Source organism: Micromonospora sp. DT62, from assembly GCF_049847285.1.
GTDB classification, from domain to species: Bacteria; Actinomycetota; Actinomycetes; order Mycobacteriales; family Micromonosporaceae; genus Micromonospora; species Micromonospora reichwaldensis.
This window is the reverse complement of record NZ_JBNCOB010000034.1, coordinates 1-15904: the sequence shown is the minus strand read 5'-3', so window position 1 is coordinate 15904 and position 15904 is coordinate 1. Positions and strand designations below refer to the sequence as shown.

17 protein-coding genes are annotated in these 15904 nt (G+C 70.7%); 8 read left to right on the top strand and 9 right to left on the bottom strand.

Annotated elements, in window-relative coordinates:
• Positions 1-61: 61 nt before the first annotated feature.
• Positions 62-586, top strand: coding sequence for a PadR family transcriptional regulator (locus ACPXCB_RS29120; RefSeq protein ID WP_425879114.1), 525 nt, complete (start codon positions 62-64; stop codon positions 584-586).
• Positions 579-1208, top strand: coding sequence for a GyrI-like domain-containing protein (locus tag ACPXCB_RS29115; RefSeq protein WP_425879113.1), 630 nt, complete (start codon positions 579-581; stop codon positions 1206-1208). The genes ACPXCB_RS29120 and ACPXCB_RS29115 overlap by 8 nt, the downstream gene beginning before the upstream one ends.
• Positions 1209-1301: 93 nt before the next feature.
• On the opposite strand, the gene rpsA is transcribed toward ACPXCB_RS29115, so the two are convergent.
• The gene (rpsA, locus tag ACPXCB_RS29110) at positions 1302-2897 is read right to left on the bottom strand and encodes a 30S ribosomal protein S1 (protein WP_425879112.1); all 1596 of its coding nucleotides are present in this window, start codon (positions 2895-2897) and stop codon (positions 1302-1304) included.
• A 297-nt stretch (positions 2898-3194) separates the two neighbouring features.
• Here rpsA and ACPXCB_RS29105 point away from each other — a divergent pair, with 297 nt between their 5' ends.
• The 6 genes from ACPXCB_RS29105 to ACPXCB_RS29080 are packed head-to-tail and all read left to right on the top strand — an operon-like array spanning position 3195 to position 6474.
• Complete coding sequence (locus ACPXCB_RS29105; protein ID WP_425879111.1) at positions 3195-4001, top strand: class I SAM-dependent methyltransferase; 807 nt, start codon at positions 3195-3197, stop codon at positions 3999-4001.
• A 51-nt stretch (positions 4002-4052) separates the two neighbouring features.
• Entirely contained in the window at positions 4053-4655 is a 603-nt protein-coding gene (locus ACPXCB_RS29100) for a Uma2 family endonuclease (protein WP_425879110.1), read from the top strand.
• A gap of 47 nt (positions 4656-4702) precedes the next feature.
• Entirely contained in the window at positions 4703-4924 is a 222-nt protein-coding gene (locus tag ACPXCB_RS29095; RefSeq protein WP_132236460.1) for a DUF2945 domain-containing protein, read from the top strand.
• Complete coding sequence (locus tag ACPXCB_RS29090) at positions 4911-5261, top strand: DUF3140 domain-containing protein (RefSeq protein ID WP_425879109.1); 351 nt, start codon at positions 4911-4913, stop codon at positions 5259-5261. The genes ACPXCB_RS29095 and ACPXCB_RS29090 overlap by 14 nt, the downstream gene beginning before the upstream one ends.
• Positions 5262-5311: 50 nt before the next feature.
• Positions 5312-6061: an SDR family NAD(P)-dependent oxidoreductase gene (locus ACPXCB_RS29085; RefSeq protein ID WP_425879108.1), complete on the top strand. Its 750-nt coding sequence runs from the start codon at positions 5312-5314 to the stop codon at positions 6059-6061.
• A gap of 47 nt (positions 6062-6108) precedes the next feature.
• A complete protein-coding gene (locus ACPXCB_RS29080) occupies positions 6109-6474 on the top strand; it encodes a MerR family transcriptional regulator (protein WP_425879165.1) in 366 nt (121 codons plus the stop codon).
• 174 nt (positions 6475-6648) lie between these two features.
• Here ACPXCB_RS29080 and polA read toward each other — a convergent pair whose 3' ends face one another.
• The 8 genes from polA to ACPXCB_RS29040 form a co-directional block, all read right to left on the bottom strand.
• Entirely contained in the window at positions 6649-9348 is a 2700-nt protein-coding gene (gene polA, locus ACPXCB_RS29075; protein WP_425879106.1) for a DNA polymerase I, read from the bottom strand.
• Positions 9349-9472: 124 nt separating this feature from the next.
• Entirely contained in the window at positions 9473-10279 is an 807-nt protein-coding gene (locus ACPXCB_RS29070) for an amino acid ABC transporter ATP-binding protein (protein ID WP_425879105.1), read from the bottom strand.
• Positions 10276-11256, bottom strand: coding sequence for an amino acid ABC transporter permease (locus tag ACPXCB_RS29065; RefSeq protein ID WP_425879103.1), 981 nt, complete (start codon positions 11254-11256; stop codon positions 10276-10278). Before ACPXCB_RS29065 ends, ACPXCB_RS29070 begins: the two co-directional genes overlap by 4 nt.
• 2 nt (positions 11257-11258) lie before the next feature.
• Positions 11259-12170, bottom strand: a complete 912-nt coding sequence (locus tag ACPXCB_RS29060; protein ID WP_425879102.1) for an ABC transporter substrate-binding protein — start codon at positions 12168-12170, stop codon at positions 11259-11261.
• A 33-nt stretch (positions 12171-12203) separates the two neighbouring features.
• Entirely contained in the window at positions 12204-12914 is a 711-nt protein-coding gene (locus ACPXCB_RS29055; protein WP_088999313.1) for an ABC transporter ATP-binding protein, read from the bottom strand.
• Positions 12904-13749 carry an ABC transporter ATP-binding protein gene (locus ACPXCB_RS29050; protein WP_132236445.1) on the bottom strand — a complete coding sequence of 282 codons (846 nt, stop codon included), beginning with the start codon at positions 13747-13749 and terminating at the stop codon, positions 12904-12906. The genes ACPXCB_RS29055 and ACPXCB_RS29050 overlap by 11 nt, the downstream gene beginning before the upstream one ends.
• Complete coding sequence (locus ACPXCB_RS29045; RefSeq protein WP_425879100.1) at positions 13742-14851, bottom strand: branched-chain amino acid ABC transporter permease; 1110 nt, start codon at positions 14849-14851, stop codon at positions 13742-13744. The genes ACPXCB_RS29050 and ACPXCB_RS29045 overlap by 8 nt, the downstream gene beginning before the upstream one ends.
• The gene (locus tag ACPXCB_RS29040; protein WP_425879098.1) at positions 14848-15798 is read right to left on the bottom strand and encodes a branched-chain amino acid ABC transporter permease; all 951 of its coding nucleotides are present in this window, start codon (positions 15796-15798) and stop codon (positions 14848-14850) included. The genes ACPXCB_RS29045 and ACPXCB_RS29040 overlap by 4 nt, the downstream gene beginning before the upstream one ends.
• Between the last annotated feature and the right edge of the window lie 106 nt (positions 15799-15904).

Genomic DNA, 15904 nt, shown 5'->3' with positions numbered 1-15904 from the left:
GCACCGGGGGCACCCCGGACCGGTCCCCCTGGGGGCCCTATCCTAGTACTAGAATAGGGCCGTGGAGCTGACCACCGCCGAGCTGACCGTGCTGGGCCTGATCATCGAACGCCCCCGGCACGGCTACGACCTGGAGCAGGTCATCGCGCGACGCGGCATCCGGCAGTGGTCCGACGTCGGGTTCTCCTCGATCTACTACCTGCTCGCCATCCTGGACAGGCGCGGCCTGGTCCACGTTCCCGAGGCTCCCGCCGCCCCGAAGTCCCGCCAGGTGTTCCACGCCACCGCCGAGGGCCGGGCGGCCGCGGCGCGCACCGCGCTGGCGCTCATCGAGCAACCGCAGCCGGTCCGGCACCCGATTCTCGTCGGCATCGCCAACCTGCCCCTGCTCTCCGACCGGGAGTACGCGCAGGCGCTGCGCACCCGGCTGGCGCGGGTCGAGGCGCGCATCGAGTCGGTCCGGTCGGCGCAGCAGGCGCAGGCCCCCCTCCCGCACCCGGCGCGGGAGGTCTTCTCGTACTCGCTGAGCCTCCTGGAGGCGGAAAGGCAGTGGCTCGCCGCCCGAGCCCAGGTGCCTGATGACTGACAAGACCGACTTCAAGAAGACGCTCGACGCCTACCAGGCCGGACGCGGCCAGTTCCGGATCGTGGACGTGCCCGACACGCGGTACCTCATGGTCGACGGCCACGGCGACCCGAACGGCGCACCGGCGTTCACCGGCGCCATCGAAGCCCTCTACCCGGTGGCCTACAAGCTGAAGTTCGCCAGCAGGCGGGACCTCGGCCGTGACTACGTCGTCCCGCCCCTGGAGGGCCTGTGGTGGGCCGAGGACATGGACTCGTTCACCGCCCGGCGCGACAAGGCACGGTGGGACTGGAGGCTGATGATCATGGTCCCGGACTGGATCGGCCAGGACCTGTTCACCGCCGCCGTCGCGCAGGCCGGGGCCAGGAACCGCCCGTCACGTCTCGACGACGTCCGCCTGGCGACGCTGTCCGAGGGGCGGTGCGTGCAGACGCTGCACGTCGGTTCCTTCGACGACGAGGCCGAGGTGCTGGCGCGACTGCACGGTGAGTTCGTCCCGGACAACGGGCTGCGGATGGTGGGCAGACACCACGAGATCTACCTCAGCGACTTCCGCCGGGTCGCGCCCGAGCGGCAGCGCACCATCCTGAGGCAACCGGTCGCCCCCGCATCGGGCGCATAGGCGCGGCGGGGGCGGAGCGGCTGTGGAAAGACGGGAGCCCCGCCCCCGGCGATCTCGCGATCGCGGGGACGGGGCCCGTCGTCGTTCAGCGGGTCACTTGCCGCCGGCGAGCTTCTCCCGCAGAGCGGCGAGCGCCTCGTCGGTGGCCAGGGTGCCGGCCGGCTCCTCGGCCTGACGGCTCGGGGCCGCGCTGGTCGAGGTGGTGGTGCCACCACCGGTGACAGCCGGAGCCGGGTTGGCAGCGGCCTCGGCGTCGGCGGCCCGGGAGGTCTGCACCTGCTTGGTGTGGGCCTCCCAGCGCTGACGCGCCTCGGCGTACTGGTTCTCCCAGGTCTCGCGCTGCTTGTCGTACCCCTCGAGCCACTCGCCCGTCTCCGGGTCGAAGCCCTCCGGGTAGATGTAGTTGCCCTCGGTGTCGTACGTCGCGGCCATGCCGTAGAGGGTCGGGTCGAAGTGCTCCTCGCCCTCGACGAAGCCCTCGTTGGCCTGCTTGAGCGACAGCGAGATCCGGCGGCGCTCCAGGTCGATGTCGATGACCTTGACCATGACCTCGGAGCCGACCTGGACGACCTGCTCCGGGATCTCCACGTGGCGCTCGGCCAGCTCGGAGATGTGGACCAGGCCCTCGATGCCGTCGTCCACCCGGACGAAGGCGCCGAACGGCACCAGCTTGGTGACCTTACCCGGCACGATCTGCTGGATCGCGTGGGTGCGGGCGAACTGACGCCACGGGTCCTCCTGCGTCGCCTTCAGCGACAGCGAGACCCGCTCGCGGTCCAGGTCGACGTCCAGGACCTCGACCTCGACCTCCTGGCCCACCTCGACGACCTCGGACGGGTGGTCGATGTGCTTCCAGGACAGCTCGGAGACGTGCACGAGGCCGTCCACGCCGCCCAGGTCGACGAACGCGCCGAAGTTGACGATCGAGGACACGACGCCCTTGCGGACCTGGCCCTTCTGCAGCTTGTTGAGGAACTCGGTGCGCACCTCGGACTGCGTCTGCTCCAGCCAGGCCCGGCGGGACAGGACCACGTTGTTGCGGTTCTTGTCCAGCTCGATGATCTTGGCTTCGAGCTCGCGCCCGACGTACGGCTGCAGGTCGCGCACCCGACGCATCTCGACCAGGGAGGCGGGCAGGAAGCCCCGCAGCCCGATGTCGAGGATGAGGCCGCCCTTGACCACCTCGATGACCGAGCCGCGGACGACCCCGTCCTCGTCCTTGATCTTCTCGATGGTGCCCCAGGCCCGCTCGTACTGCGCCCGCTTCTTGGAGAGGATCAGACGACCCTCCTTGTCCTCCTTCTGGAGGACCAGGGCCTCGATGTGGTCACCAACCGAAACGACCTCGGCCGGGTCCACGTCGTGCTTGATCGACAACTCCCGAGAGGGGATGACACCCTCGGTCTTGTAGCCGATGTCGAGCAGGACCTCGTCCCGATCGACCTTGACGACGGTGCCTTCGACAATGTCGCCGTCGTTGAAGTACTTGATGGTCTCGTCGATCGCGGCGAGGAAAGCCTCCTCGGAACCGAGATCGTCGTGGGTGACCCGGGTGGCGCTCGAGGGGGCCTCGATGCTGCTCGTCATGTGGGCGGTTGCTCCGGTCGGATGGTGTGTCACAGCAGGCTGGTGTGTCGCGGTGACCTGTTCGCGCCAGCGGATCCGTCGCCGGGCACACCGAAAGATCATCGCGTTAGATCATTGATGTGGCTCCGCCAGTGGTCCCGGAGACCGCGCACCTGCTCCCTGCCGAGGCACACGATCCGCGAGCGCATCATCTAGCCTACCCGCTGCATTACCACAGCGTGCAAGCCCTCCCGTCCTCTCGCCGCCTCGTCAGCTGCGAAAGCGGAGATATCGGCAGGAAGGCGTCGCAGGTGTCGCGTCCGTCACAGGGGCATCACCGGTGAACGGTAGCGCCGGGCGCCGTACCCCGCGCTCCGGGGGTCGCCCGGCGCGCGGCGCGCGCGGGGCTAGCGTGGGCGGGTGGATGACGACAGCCGGGTGACCCGGCGCCGGGTCGGCAACGCCGAGGCCCGCCGGGCGAACCGCCGCTGGTGGGACGCCGACGCCGACGACTACCAGGCTGAGCACGGCCGTTTCCTCGGCGACCTGGACTTCGTCTGGTGCCCCGAGGGCGTGCGGGAGGCCGACGTACGGCTGCTGGGCGACCTGGCCGGGCGGCGGGTGCTGGAACTCGGCTGCGGGGCCGCCGCCGCCGCGCGGTGGCTCGCCACCCGGGGGGCCCGGCCGGTCGCCCTGGACCTCTCCGCCGGCATGCTGCGCCACGCCGCGCTGGCGGCCGGACGCACCGGCGTACGCGTGCCGCTGGTGCAGGCCGACGCGCTGGCGCTGCCCTTCGCCGACGCCGCGTTCGACACGGCCTGCACGGCGTTCGGGGCGGTCCCGTTCGTGGCCGACTCGGCGGCGGTCATGCGCGAGGTGTTCCGGGTGCTGCGCCCCGGCGGCCGGTGGGTGTTCTCGGTGACCCACCCCATGCGGTGGATCTTCCTCGACGACCCCGGCGAGGGCGGGCTGACCGCCGTGCACTCGTACTTCGACCGCTCCCCCTACGTGGAGCAGGACGAGGCCGGCGACGCCACCTACGTCGAGCAGCACCGCACGCTCGGCGACCGGATCCGCGAGCTCGTGGGCGCCGGGTTCCGCCTGCTCGACCTGGTGGAACCGGAGTGGCCCGAGGGGCACGAGGGGATCTGGGGGCAGTGGAGCCCGCTGCGCGGCCGCCTCTTCCCCGGCACCGCCATCTTCGTCGCCGAGAAACCCGCCCGCTAGCCGGACAGTCGGTGCGACGTCCGAGGCGGGCCGCGGGGTTACGCTGAGCCGGTGAGCGCCGAGCCGATCGCGACACCACCTGGCCCCTGGTGTCCGGACCCGATCCGGCAGCAGCGTGCCGACTACACGCTGGAAGACCTGCTCAACCTGCCGGACGACGCCCCCCGCGTCGAACTCGTCGACGGAGTCATCCAGGTGACACCCTCCCCCACCCTGGGCCATCAGGACATCTCTCTGCTGCTCGCGCACTGGCTGCTGCAGCACACGCCCGGGCACCTGCGGGTCGCCCAGGCGGTCGGCGTCGTGCTGAACACGAACACCAGCCGCCAGCCGGACGTGTTGCTGCGAAAGGCCGAGGTGCCGTCCGGCCAGTCCCTGCTGCGGCCGGAGGACGTGGTACTCGCGGTGGAGATCGTCTCGCCCGGCACCCGCCGCACCGACCGGTTCGCCAAGCCCGGGGAGTACGCCGCCGCTGGCAGCCCCTACTACTGGCGGATCGAGCAGGACCCCGTCCACCTCTACGCCTACCGGCGGGGCGATCGGCTCGGGCCGGGCGGTGAACGACAGTACGAACTGATCGCCGACAGCGCCGACCTGATCGAGCTGACCGAACCGTTCGAGATCAAGCTGCCGATCGCCGACATCACGCCGTAGCCCACGGCTCGTCGTTTCGGGGCATCGACGTCGGGTACCCGCGCGGCATGGCCGAGCAGAGCGAGTTCCACAGCGGCGACCACGTCTCCTGGGCCAGCCACAGCGGCCGGGCGTACGGCGTGGTCAAGGAGAAGATCACCGAACGGACGCACGTACGCGGGCACGCCGTGAACGCCTCACCGGACGACCCGCAGTACCGGATCCGCAACGACGACTCGGGGCGGGACGTCGCACACCGACCGGAGGTGCTGCGCCATGAGCAGGGCTGACGAGGGCCGGGACACCTACCGGGAGTTCACCGAGGCGGTGAACATGAAGCCGGCCGAGCTGTCGACGTGGCTGGAGACCGACGAGTCGAAGCAGGTCGGCTGGCACAAGGGCGGACGCTCCGGCGGCGGCGAGTCGGTCGGGCACGAGTCGGGCCGCAGGATCATCGACCTGCTGCGGCGCAAGCGTGCAGAACTCTCCGAGGGCGACTACCGGCACATGCGCAAGGTCGTCGGCTACGTCCGCCGGCACATGGCGCAGCGCCCCTCCGGCGACGTCCGCGACACGAAGTGGCGCTGGTCCCTGATGAACTGGGGCCACGACCCCCTGAAGCGCTGAACTCGTCCGCTTGACCCTGCCACTGACGGCAGGGTCCGACGATCCGCACCATGAGTCGAGCGCAACGCAGGATCGTCGTCGTCACCGGTGCGGGCACCGGAATCGGCCGGGCCACCGCCCGTGAGTTCAGCGCCCAGGGGGCGTACGTCGTCGCGGTGGGCCGACGGGCCGCGCCCCTGGCGGAGACCGCCGCCGGTCACCCCGGCATCGAACCGCTGGTCGCCGACGTCACCGCTCCCGGCGCCGCGGAGCTGATCGTCGGCACCGCCACGCAACGGCACGGCCGCCTCGACGTCCTGGTCAACAACGCGGGCGTCGCCGGCGGCGGTCCGCTCGGCTCCCTCGTCGCGGACACGGTCGAGCGCCACCTGGCGACGAACCTGGTCGCGCCGATCCTGCTCGCCCAGGCAGCGGTGCCGGCGCTGACCGACAGCCGGGGCGTCATCGTCAACGTCACCACGTCGGTCGGGTCGCGCGCCTGGCCGGGCAGTTCGTTGTACGCGGCCGGGAAGTCCGCCCTGGACTCGCTGACCCGCAGCTGGGCGGTGGAGCTCGCGCCGCACGGGATCAGGGTGGTGGCGGTGGCGCCCGGCGCCGTCGACACCCCGATCGGCGCGCACCAGGGGCTGACGCCGGAGCAGCAGGCCGACGTCCGCCGGTGGCAGGTGGAGCGGACGCCGCTGGGACGCATCGGGCGTCCCGAGGAGGTGGCGTGGGCGATCCTGCGCCTCGCCGACCCGGCGGCCGGCTTCGTCACCGGCGTCGTGCTGCCGGTCGACGGTGGCGCCGTGATCGCGTGACGGCGTCGCCCGCCGCACTGGTAGAACGGTGCCCGGAGGTGCGGACCATGCTGATCGGCGAGCTGGCGGAGGCCACCGGCACCACCCCGCGCGCGCTGCGGCACTACGAGCGGCACGGACTGCTCGACTCCCGGCGGGCCCACAACGGCTACCGGATCTACGACGAGCGGTCGGTGGGCCGCGTGCGCAACATCCGCCACCTGCTGGACGCCGGCCTGACGCTCGACGACGTGCGGACGTTCCTGCCCTGCCTGGACGGGGACGTCGCCGCCGCCCCGCCCGCGCCGGCCGGCGTCCGGGTCGCCCTGAACCGGCTCGCCGTGCTCGACGCCCGCATCGCGGCGCAGACGGCGGTACGCGACCGGCTGGCGGCGGCCCTGCGCGCGGCGGGCACGACCATCCCGAACGTCTGACGCGACGCGGACGTCGCCGCCCTGCCCCGACCACGGCCGTCCCGGACGGTTAGGCGGCCACGCGGGGACCTGCCCCGCCCTGCCCACGGCCGATCGCACGGTTCGACGGCGACGCGGGCACTGCCGTCCTCCCCGGGCAGGGCCGGGTGCCGACGCGCGGCGGGTGGGCACCCGTCAGTGGTCGGCGCTGTTCCAGTCCCGGCCCTCGCCGACCGAGACCTCCAGCGGCACCGACAGCGGGTGCGCCCCGCCCATCTCCCGCCGCACCAGCGCCTCCAGGGTCTCCCGTTCGCCCGGGGCGACCTCGAAGACCAGCTCGTCGTGCACCTGGAGCAGCATCCGCGAGCGCAGGCCCGCCTCGCGCAGCGCCGTGTCGACGTGCAGCATGGCGACCTTGATGATGTCGGCCGCCGAACCCTGGATGGGGGCGTTGAGCGCCATCCGCTCCGCCATCTCCCGGCGCTGCCGGTTGTCGCTCACCAGGTCGGGCAGGTAGCGGCGGCGGCCCAGGATGGTGGAGGTGTAGCCGTCGTGCCGGGCGCGGGCGACGACCTCCTGGAGGTAGTCGCGCACGCCCCCGAACCCGGCGAAGTAGTTCTCCATCAGCCCGCGCGCCTCCTCGGCGGTGATCCCGAGCTGCTGGGAGAGGCCGAACGCGCTCAGCCCGTACGCCAGGCCGTAGTTCATCGCCTTGATCTTGCGCCGCTGGTCGGCGGTGACCTCGCCGACCGGCACCTCGAAGACCGACGAGGCGGTGGCGGCGTGGAAGTCGGCACCGGAGTTGAACGCCTCGATGAGCGCGTCGTCCGACGACAGGTGCGCCATGATCCGCATCTCGATCTGGCTGTAGTCGGCGGTGAGCAGGCACTCGTAGCCCTCCCCCACCACGAAGGCGCGCCGGATCCGGCGGCCCTCCTCGGTGCGGATCGGGATGTTCTGCAGGTTGGGCTCGGTGGAGGAGAGCCGGCCCGTGGCCGCCACCGTCTGGTTGAACGTGGTGTGGATGCGGCCGTCGTCGGAGACCGACTTGAGCAGCCCGTCGACGGTCGTCTTGAGCTTCGCCACGTCCCGGTGGCGCAGCAGGTGGGCCAGCACCGGGTGCGGGTTCTGCGCGTGCAGCCACTGCAGGGCGTCGGCGTCGGTGGTGTAGCCGGTCTTGATCTTCTTGGTCTTGGGCAGGCCCAGCTCGCCGAAGAGGATCTCCTGCAACTGCTTCGGCGAACCGAGGTTGAACTCCCGGCCGACCGACTCGTAGGCCCCCTGGGCGGCGGACTTCACCTCGGCGGCGAAGTGCGCCTCCAACTCGGAGAGGTAGTGCGTGTCGGCGGCGATGCCGGTGCGTTCCATGCCGGCGAGCACCCGCATCAGCGGCAGCTCCACCCCGGCCATCAGCCGCGCCGACTGCTCGCCGTCGCGGGACAGCTCGGCGTCGATCGCGTCGGCCAGGTCGAGGGTGGCGCGGGCCTGGAGCATGAGGTTCTGCTCCGCCTCGCCGTCGTTGCCGAGCCCCTCCAGGGTGAGCTGGCCGGTCTCCGGGGCGTCGACCCGCAGCTCGCGGTGCAGGTAGCGCAGGGCCAGGTCGGTCAGGTCGTAGGAGCGCTGGTCGGGGCGGGCCAGGTAGGCGGCGATCTGGGTGTCGCGGAGGATGCCCTCCAGGCGCCAGCCGTGCGCGGCGAACGCCAGCACCGCCGGCTTGCTGTCGTGCAGCACCTTGGGCCGCCCGGCGTCGGCCAGCCAGGCCGCCAGGGCCGCCTCGTCGGTCGGCTCCAGGGTGGCGGGATCGCACCAGGCCGCCGCACCGCCGGCGGTGGCCAGCGCCAGCCCGGTCACCGAGGCGGTGTGCCGGCGGTTGGGGCCCGTGTCGAGCTTCGCCGCCACGCCCACCGGGGTGTCGGCCGGCGCGTGCGTCTCCAGCCACCCGGCGAGCGCCCCGGGCTCGGTGAGCACCTCGCCGGTCAGGTCGAACCCGGACTCGGCCTCCGGCTCCACCGCCTCCAGGTACTGGTAGAGCCGGTCGCGCAGGATGCGGAACTCGAGGGTGTCGAAGACCTGGTGGACGGCCTCGCGGTCCCACCCCTCCCACCGCGCGTCCTCGGGGCGCAGCGGCAGTTCCAGGTCGGAGACGAGACAGTTGATCTCGTAGTTGCGGATCACGTCGGCGAGCCGCTCGCGCAGGCTGTCGCCGGCCTTGCCCTTGATCTCGTCGGCCCGCGCGACGACCCCGTCGACCCCGCCGTACGTGTTGATCCACTTCGCGGCGGTCTTCGGCCCGACGCCGGGCACGCCGGGCAGGTTGTCGCTGGTCTCGCCCACCAGGGCGGCCAGGTCGCGGTAGCGCTCCGGGGGGACGCCGTACTTCGCCTCGATCGCCGCCGGGTCCATCCGGGCCAGGTCCGAGACGCCCTTGCGCGGGTAGAGCACCGTGATCTGGTCGCCGACGAGCTGGAACGCGTCGCGGTCGCCGCTGCTGATCAGGACCGACATGCCCTGGTCGCGGGCCTGGCAGGCGAGGGTGGCGATGATGTCGTCGGCCTCGAAGCCCTCCTTCTCCACCACCGGGATGCGCAGCGCCGCGAGGACCTCCTTGACCAGGCTCACCTGGCCCTTGAAGTCGGTCGGGGTCTCGCTGCGGCCGGCCTTGTACTCCGCGTACTTCTCGGTGCGGAAGGAGCGGCGGGAGACGTCGAAGGCGACCACGATGTGCGTTGGCTGCTCGTCGCGCAGCACGTTGATCAGCATGGACGTGAAGCCGTAGACCGCGTTGGTCGGCTGCCCCGTCGTGGTGGAGAAGTTCTCCACCGGCAGGGCGAAGAACGCCCGGTATGCCATGGAATGTCCGTCGACGAGAAGCAGGCGCGGCGTCGTAGCTGTCACGGCAGCGACTCTAGCCGCCCGCTCCGACACTCCGGGACACCGGCACGGACACCGGCGCGGCCCGAGGCGGACACCCGGCACGGACGCCGGCGCGGCCCGGGGGTGGGCCGCGCCGACGTACCACTCAGAGCACCTTGGCCAGGAACGCCTTCGTCCGGTCGTGCCGGGGGTTGGCGATCACCTCGCGGGGCACGCCGGACTCGACCACGACGCCGCCGTCCATGAAGACCAGCGAGTCGCCGACCTCCCGGGCGAAGCCGATCTCGTGGGTGACCACGATCATCGTCATGCCGTCGCGCGCCAGGTCCTTCATCACGTCGAGCACCTCGCCGACCAGCTCCGGGTCGAGCGCGCTGGTGGGCTCGTCGAAGAGCATCAGCTTCGGCTGCATCGCCAACGCCCGGGCGATCGCCACCCGCTGCTGCTGCCCGCCGGAGAGCTGACCCGGGTAGTTGCCGAGCTTGTCTCCCAGCCCCACCCGCTCCAGCAGCGCGGCGGCCCGGTCCCGGGCGGTCGCCTTCTTCTCGCGGCCCACCTGCACCGGCGCCTCGGCGACGTTCTCCAGGGCGGTCATGTGCGGGAAGAGGTTGAACCGCTGGAACACCATGCCGATCGCCCGGCGCTGGGCGGCGACGTCCTTCTCCCGCATCTCGTGCAGCTTGCCGCCGCGCTCGCGGTAGCCGATCAGGTCGCCGTCCACCCAGATCCGACCGGCGTTGATCTTCTCCAGGTGGTTGATGCAGCGCAGGAACGTCGACTTGCCGGAGCCGGAGGGACCCAGCAGGCAGCACACCTCGCCGCTGCGGACCTCCAGGTCGATGCCCTTGAGCACCTCGATCGACCCGAACGACTTGTGCACCTGCTCGGCCCGGACCATCAGCCCGGGCTCCACCGCCTTGTCAGCCGGTGCCGGCACCGTCAGCTCGGTCATGCGCCGTCCACCTTCCCGGTCGTGCCGCCGCTCTCCGCCGTGATCGCCCGCAGCCTGGTCTTGGCCCGCCCGCTGCGCCCGACGCCCTTGGAGAAGTTCCGCTCCAGGTAGTACTGCCCGACCAGCAGGACGCTGCTCAGCAGCAGGTACCAGATGGTCGCCGCGACCAGCATCGGGACGACCTGGTAGGTACGGCTACTCACGGCCCTGAGCTGGAAGAACAGCTCCGTGGAGACTGGCACGAAGGCCACCAGCGAGGTGTCCTTGAGCATGGCGATGGTCTCGTTGCCGGTCGGCGGGACGATCACCCGCATGGCCTGCGGCAGCACGATGCGACGCAGGATCTGCCCCCGCCGCATGCCCAGCGCCTGGGCGGCCTCGGTCTGCCCCTCGTCGACCGACTGGATGCCGGCCCGGACGATCTCCGCCATGTAGGCGGCCTCGGACAGGCCCAGCGCCAGCATGCCGGCGACGAAGCCGGTGAGGATGTCCACCGCCGAGAAGCCGAACAGTCGCGCCTCGAAGTCGTCGACCCCGAACAGGGCGCCGATCTGCCGGTCGAAGGGCAGCCCGAACTCGACGCGCGCCCAGAGGATGCCCAGGTTGCCGAAGAGGATCGCCAGCACCAGCCGGGGTACCGCCCGGAAGAACCAGGTGTACGCCCAGGCGACGCCACGCAGGATCGGGTTCTCCGACAGCCGCATGACAGCGATGACGACGCCCAGCACGATGCCGATCAGCATGGCGGTCAGCAGCAATGCGAGGCTGCCGCGCACCCCTGCCATGATCGGCGGGCGGAACATCTCGTCGACCATGAACGACCAGTTGAACGCCTTGTTCGTCACCAGCAGGTGCACGAACATGGCCACCAGCACCCCGATCACGGCGACGGCGACCCACCGCCCGGGATGCCGCACGGGCACGGCCTGGATGGGTTCCGGCCGTGCCCGTTCGGGTGTGTCTGTTCCGACCGACATGGTCAGCTGGTCGGGTTCAGTGCCGGAGTCGTGATGGCGCCGCCCTCGACGCCCCACTTCTTCAGCGCGCCCTCGTACGAGCCGTCGGCGATGACCGCCGCGACGGCCTCCTTGAGCACCTCGGCGAACGCGGCCTGGTCCTTCTTCACCGCATAGCCGTACGGGGCCGACTCGTAGATGTCGCCGAGCAGCTCCAGCTGGCCGTTGCTCTGCTTCACCGCGTACGCGCCGACCGGGGAGTCGGCCAGCATGGCGTCGTCCTTGCCGCTGACCACGGCGGCCGTGGCGTCGCTCTGCGCCTGGTACTGGTCGATGGTGATCGCCGGCTTGCCGGCGTCGGTGCACTTCTTCGACCGGGCGGTGATGTCGTCGAGCTGCACGGTGCCGACCTGCACGGCGATCTTCTTGCCGCAGGCGTTCTCGGTGTCGACCTTGGCCGGGTTGCCGGCCTTGGTCGCCCACTGCGTGCCGGCGGAGTAGTAGCTGACCATGTTGACGGTCTTCATCCGGTCGGCGTTGATGGTGAACGAGGAGACGCCGACCTCGTACTTGCCGGAGCCGACGCCGGGCAGGATCGCGTCGAACGGCGCCGACTCGTACTCGGCCTTGAGGCCGAGCTTCTGCGCGACCGCGTTGAACAGCTCGATGTCGAAGCCGACGACCGTCTTGCCGTCGGCGTCGAGGAACTCCGCCGGGGCGTACGTCGAGTCGGTGCCGACCTTGATCACGCCGTCGGCCTTGATGGCGTCGGGCACCTTCGCGGCCAGCGCCGAGTCGGCGGCGGCGGTGACGCTGGGGCCGGCGCTGGGCTGCTCGGTGCTCTCCTTCTCGCCGCAGCCGGCCAGCGAGAGGGCGAGCAGGGCGGCGCCGGTGACGCCGAGGGCGGCCCGGCGGCCACCACTGATGCGGAACATGGGGTACTCCTTGCGATGAGGGGTGACGGCCGGTCAGGCCACGCCGAGGTAGGCCTCTTTGACCGCCGGGTCGTGCAGCAGCTCGGCACCGGTGCCGCTCTTGACGATCCGCCCGGTCTCCAGCACGTACGCCCGGTGGGCCCGGGCCAGCGCCTGCTGGGCGTTCTGCTCGACCAGCAGGACGGTGGTGCCCTGTTGGTTGATCTCGACGATGATGTCGAAGATCTGCTGGATCAGCATCGGGGCCAGACCCATCGAGGGCTCGTCGAGCAGCAGCAGCTTCGGCCGGCTCATCAGCGCCCGCCCGACGGCCAGCATCTGCTGCTCGCCGCCGGAGAGGGTGCCGCCCTGCTGCCTGCGCCGCTCGGCCAGGCGCGGGAAGAGGCCCAGCACCCGGTCGAGGTCCTGGGCGATGCCGGCCCGGTCGCGCCGGGTGTACGCGCCCATGTCGAGGTTCTCCAGCACCGTCATGCCCGGGAAGATCCCGCGGCCCTCGGGTGCCTGGCACAGCCCCCGCCGGACCCGCAGGTCCGCCCGGAGCTTGGTGATGTCCTCACCGTTGAACCGGATGCTGCCGCTGGCGACCGGCCGGATCCCGGAGATCGCCCGCATCGTGGTCGACTTGCCGGCGCCGTTGGCGCCGATCAGGGCGACGATCTCGCCCTCGTCCACCGTCAGGCTGATGCCGTGCAGCGCCTGGATCCGCCCGTAGAGCAGGCTCACATCGTCGATCTCAAGCAGCATCGTCCGGCACCCCCAGGTACGCCGCGATCACCTTCGGGTTCTCCCGCACCTCGGCGGGCAGCCCCTCGGCGATCTTCTTTCCGAACTCCAGCACCACGATCCGGTCGGTGACCCCCATGACCAGGCGCATGTCGTGCTCGATGAGCAGCACGGTCACGCCGGTGTCCCGGATCTGCCGGATGAGCTGGAGCAGTTCCTCCTTCTCCGCCGGGTTGAAGCCGGCGGCCGGCTCGTCCAGGCAGAGCAGCACCGGGTCGGTGGCCAGCGCGCGGGCGATCTCCAGCCGCCGCTGCTCGCCGTAGGAGAGGTTGCGGGCGAACTCGTGCATCCGCTTGCGGATGCCGACGAACTCCAGCAGGCGCTCGGCCTTCTCCCGGCTCGCGCGCTCCTCCTTCCAGTACCGCGGCAGGCGGAACAGCGCGGAGATGACGCTCGTCTTGTTGTGCGCGTCCGCGCCCACCAGGACGTTCTCCAGCGCCGTCATCTCCGGGAAGAGGCGGATGTTCTGGAACGTCCGCGCCATGCCCATCTTGGTGATCTGGTGCCGCTTCTTGCCGCTGACCTTCTGGCCGCGGAACCGGATCTGCCCCTCGGTGGGCTGGTAGATGCCGGTCATGGCGTTGAAGCAGGTGGTCTTGCCGGCGCCGTTCGGGCCGATCAGACCGAGGATCTCGCCCTTGTAGAGGGTGAAATCCACCTCGTTCAGGGCGACCACGCCGCCGAAGCGCAGCGTGACCTTGTCGACCTCCAGCAGCGGCTCCCGGGTGGGCACCGCCTCCACGGCCGGCGCGCCGGCCTGCGCCGGAACGACCGGCGTCTGCTCGGTGTCACTCACCGACGGTCACCTCCTTGCGACGATCCTTGAACTCCGCCGCACGTCGTCGGTTGGGGATCAGACCCTCCGGCCGGAAGATCATCATGACCACCAGCACCAGGCCGAAGAACAGGAACCGGTACTCGTACAGCTCGACGCCCAGCACCTCGATGCCACGGAACCGCTCGATCATGTACGCCACCAGGCCACCGCCGACGATCGCGCCGACGATGTTGCCCGAGCCGCCGAAGATGACTGCGGCCAGGATGATGATCGAGTTCAGCAGCTCGAAGTTCTGCGAGTTGACGAAGTTCTGCTTGCCCGCGAAGAGCGCGCCGGCGAGGCCCGCGATCGCGGCGCCCGCGGCGAACGCCCACAGCTTGAACTTGAACGTCGGCACGCCCATGAGCTGCGCGGCGTCCTCGTCCTCCCGGATCGAGATCCAGGCGCGCCCGACCCGGCTGTGGGTCAGGTTCCGCACCCCGATGACCACCAGGATGATCAGCGTGAGCACCAGCCAGTAGTACGGCCGGGCGTCGAGCACGCCGAAGACCGGCTTGCCGTCGGCGAACTCGCCCGGCGGGTGCGGGATCTGGTTGAAGCCCCGCTGCCCCCTGAGGAACTCCGAGCTGACCGCGCCGATGCGGATCATCTCGGCGAAGCCGAGCGTCACCAGCGCCAGGTAGTCGCCGCGCAGCCGCAGGGTCGGCGTACCGAGCATCACGCCGGAGACCATCGTCAGGGCGATCGCCACCGGCACCGCCAGCAGCCACGGCCAGAGCGTCTTGAGGTTGCTGCTCGGCGAGGTCAGCACCGCCACGGTGTACGCGCCCACGGCGAAGAAGCCGAAGTAGCCGAGGTCGAGCAGGCCGGCGAAGCCGACCACGATGTTCAGACCGACGGCCAGCAGCACGTAGATCGAGACGGTGAACATCACCTGGGTGAAGTTCGCACCGGGGGTCGGGATCGGCCCGAGGTACTGGTAGAACTCCTTGTTCGGCAGCGCGTAGAAGAACACGATCACCGCGGCCAGCAGCGCCCACCGTACCCAGCGCGGCGCGCCGCGCCACCGTTCCCCGGCCGCCTCGCGGCCGGAGCGCACCTTGTCCAGAACGGTCGTCATGCCCGTGCCCTCCCCAGCGACTCACCCAGCAGACCGGTCGGCCGGAACATCAGCAGCACCACCAGCAGCGCGAACGCGGCGAAGTCCTTCCACTCGCTGCCGAACAGACCGGAGGCGTAGTTCTCGATCAAGCCCAACAGCAGGCCGCCGAGCAGCGCGCCGCGCAGGTTGCCGATGCCGCCGAGTACCGCGGCGGTGAAGGCCTTGAGGCCGAGCAGGAAGCCGACGCTGTAGGTGAGGGTCTGGATCCGTACGTCGTAGAGCAGGCCGGCGACGCCGGCCATGCTGCCGCCGGCGATGAAGACGATCAGGATGATCCGGTCCTTGTTCACGCCCATCAGCGCGGCGGTGTTGGCGTCCTGGGCGACCGCCCGGATGCCGCGACCGACCCGGCTGCGGTTGATGAACAGGTCCAGCGCGATCATCATCACCAGCGCGGCGCCGAGGGTGAGCAGCTGTACCCCGTCGATCGGCACGCCGAAGATGTGGAACAGCGGCTCCTGGCTGACCAGGATCGGGGCGCCCTCGGGGCGGCGGCGGGTCCAGATGCCGAACGCCTCGGAGATGGCGATGGACGCGCCGATGGCGGTGATCAGGAAGGCCAGCGGCGGCGCGTTGCGCTTACGCAGCGGCCGGTACGCCACCCGCTCGATCACGGTGGCCGTGCCGGCGGAGGCGATCGCCGCGACGATCATCGCCACCAGCAGGTAGAACATGATCGACCCGATGCCGCTGACCTGCGAGTTCTGGTCGAGCCCGAAGCCGTTCCAGGTCCAGATCGCCGCGAACGCGCCGGCGATGAAGACCTCGGAGTGGGCGAAGTTGATGAGTCTCAACACGCCGTAGACCAGCGTGTAGCCGAGCGCGACCAGGGCGTAGATCGCACCCTGCGTCAGGCCGGTCGTCGTGTATGTCCCGAAGTTGGAGAACAGGTCGTCGAAGTTCAATGAAGGGACACTCCATCAGGGTCTGGAGAGAAAAGTGGGGCGGGGGGGGGGGGGGCCCCCCCCCCCCCCCCCCCGCCACACCCACAACCACAACAAGCACAGCAGA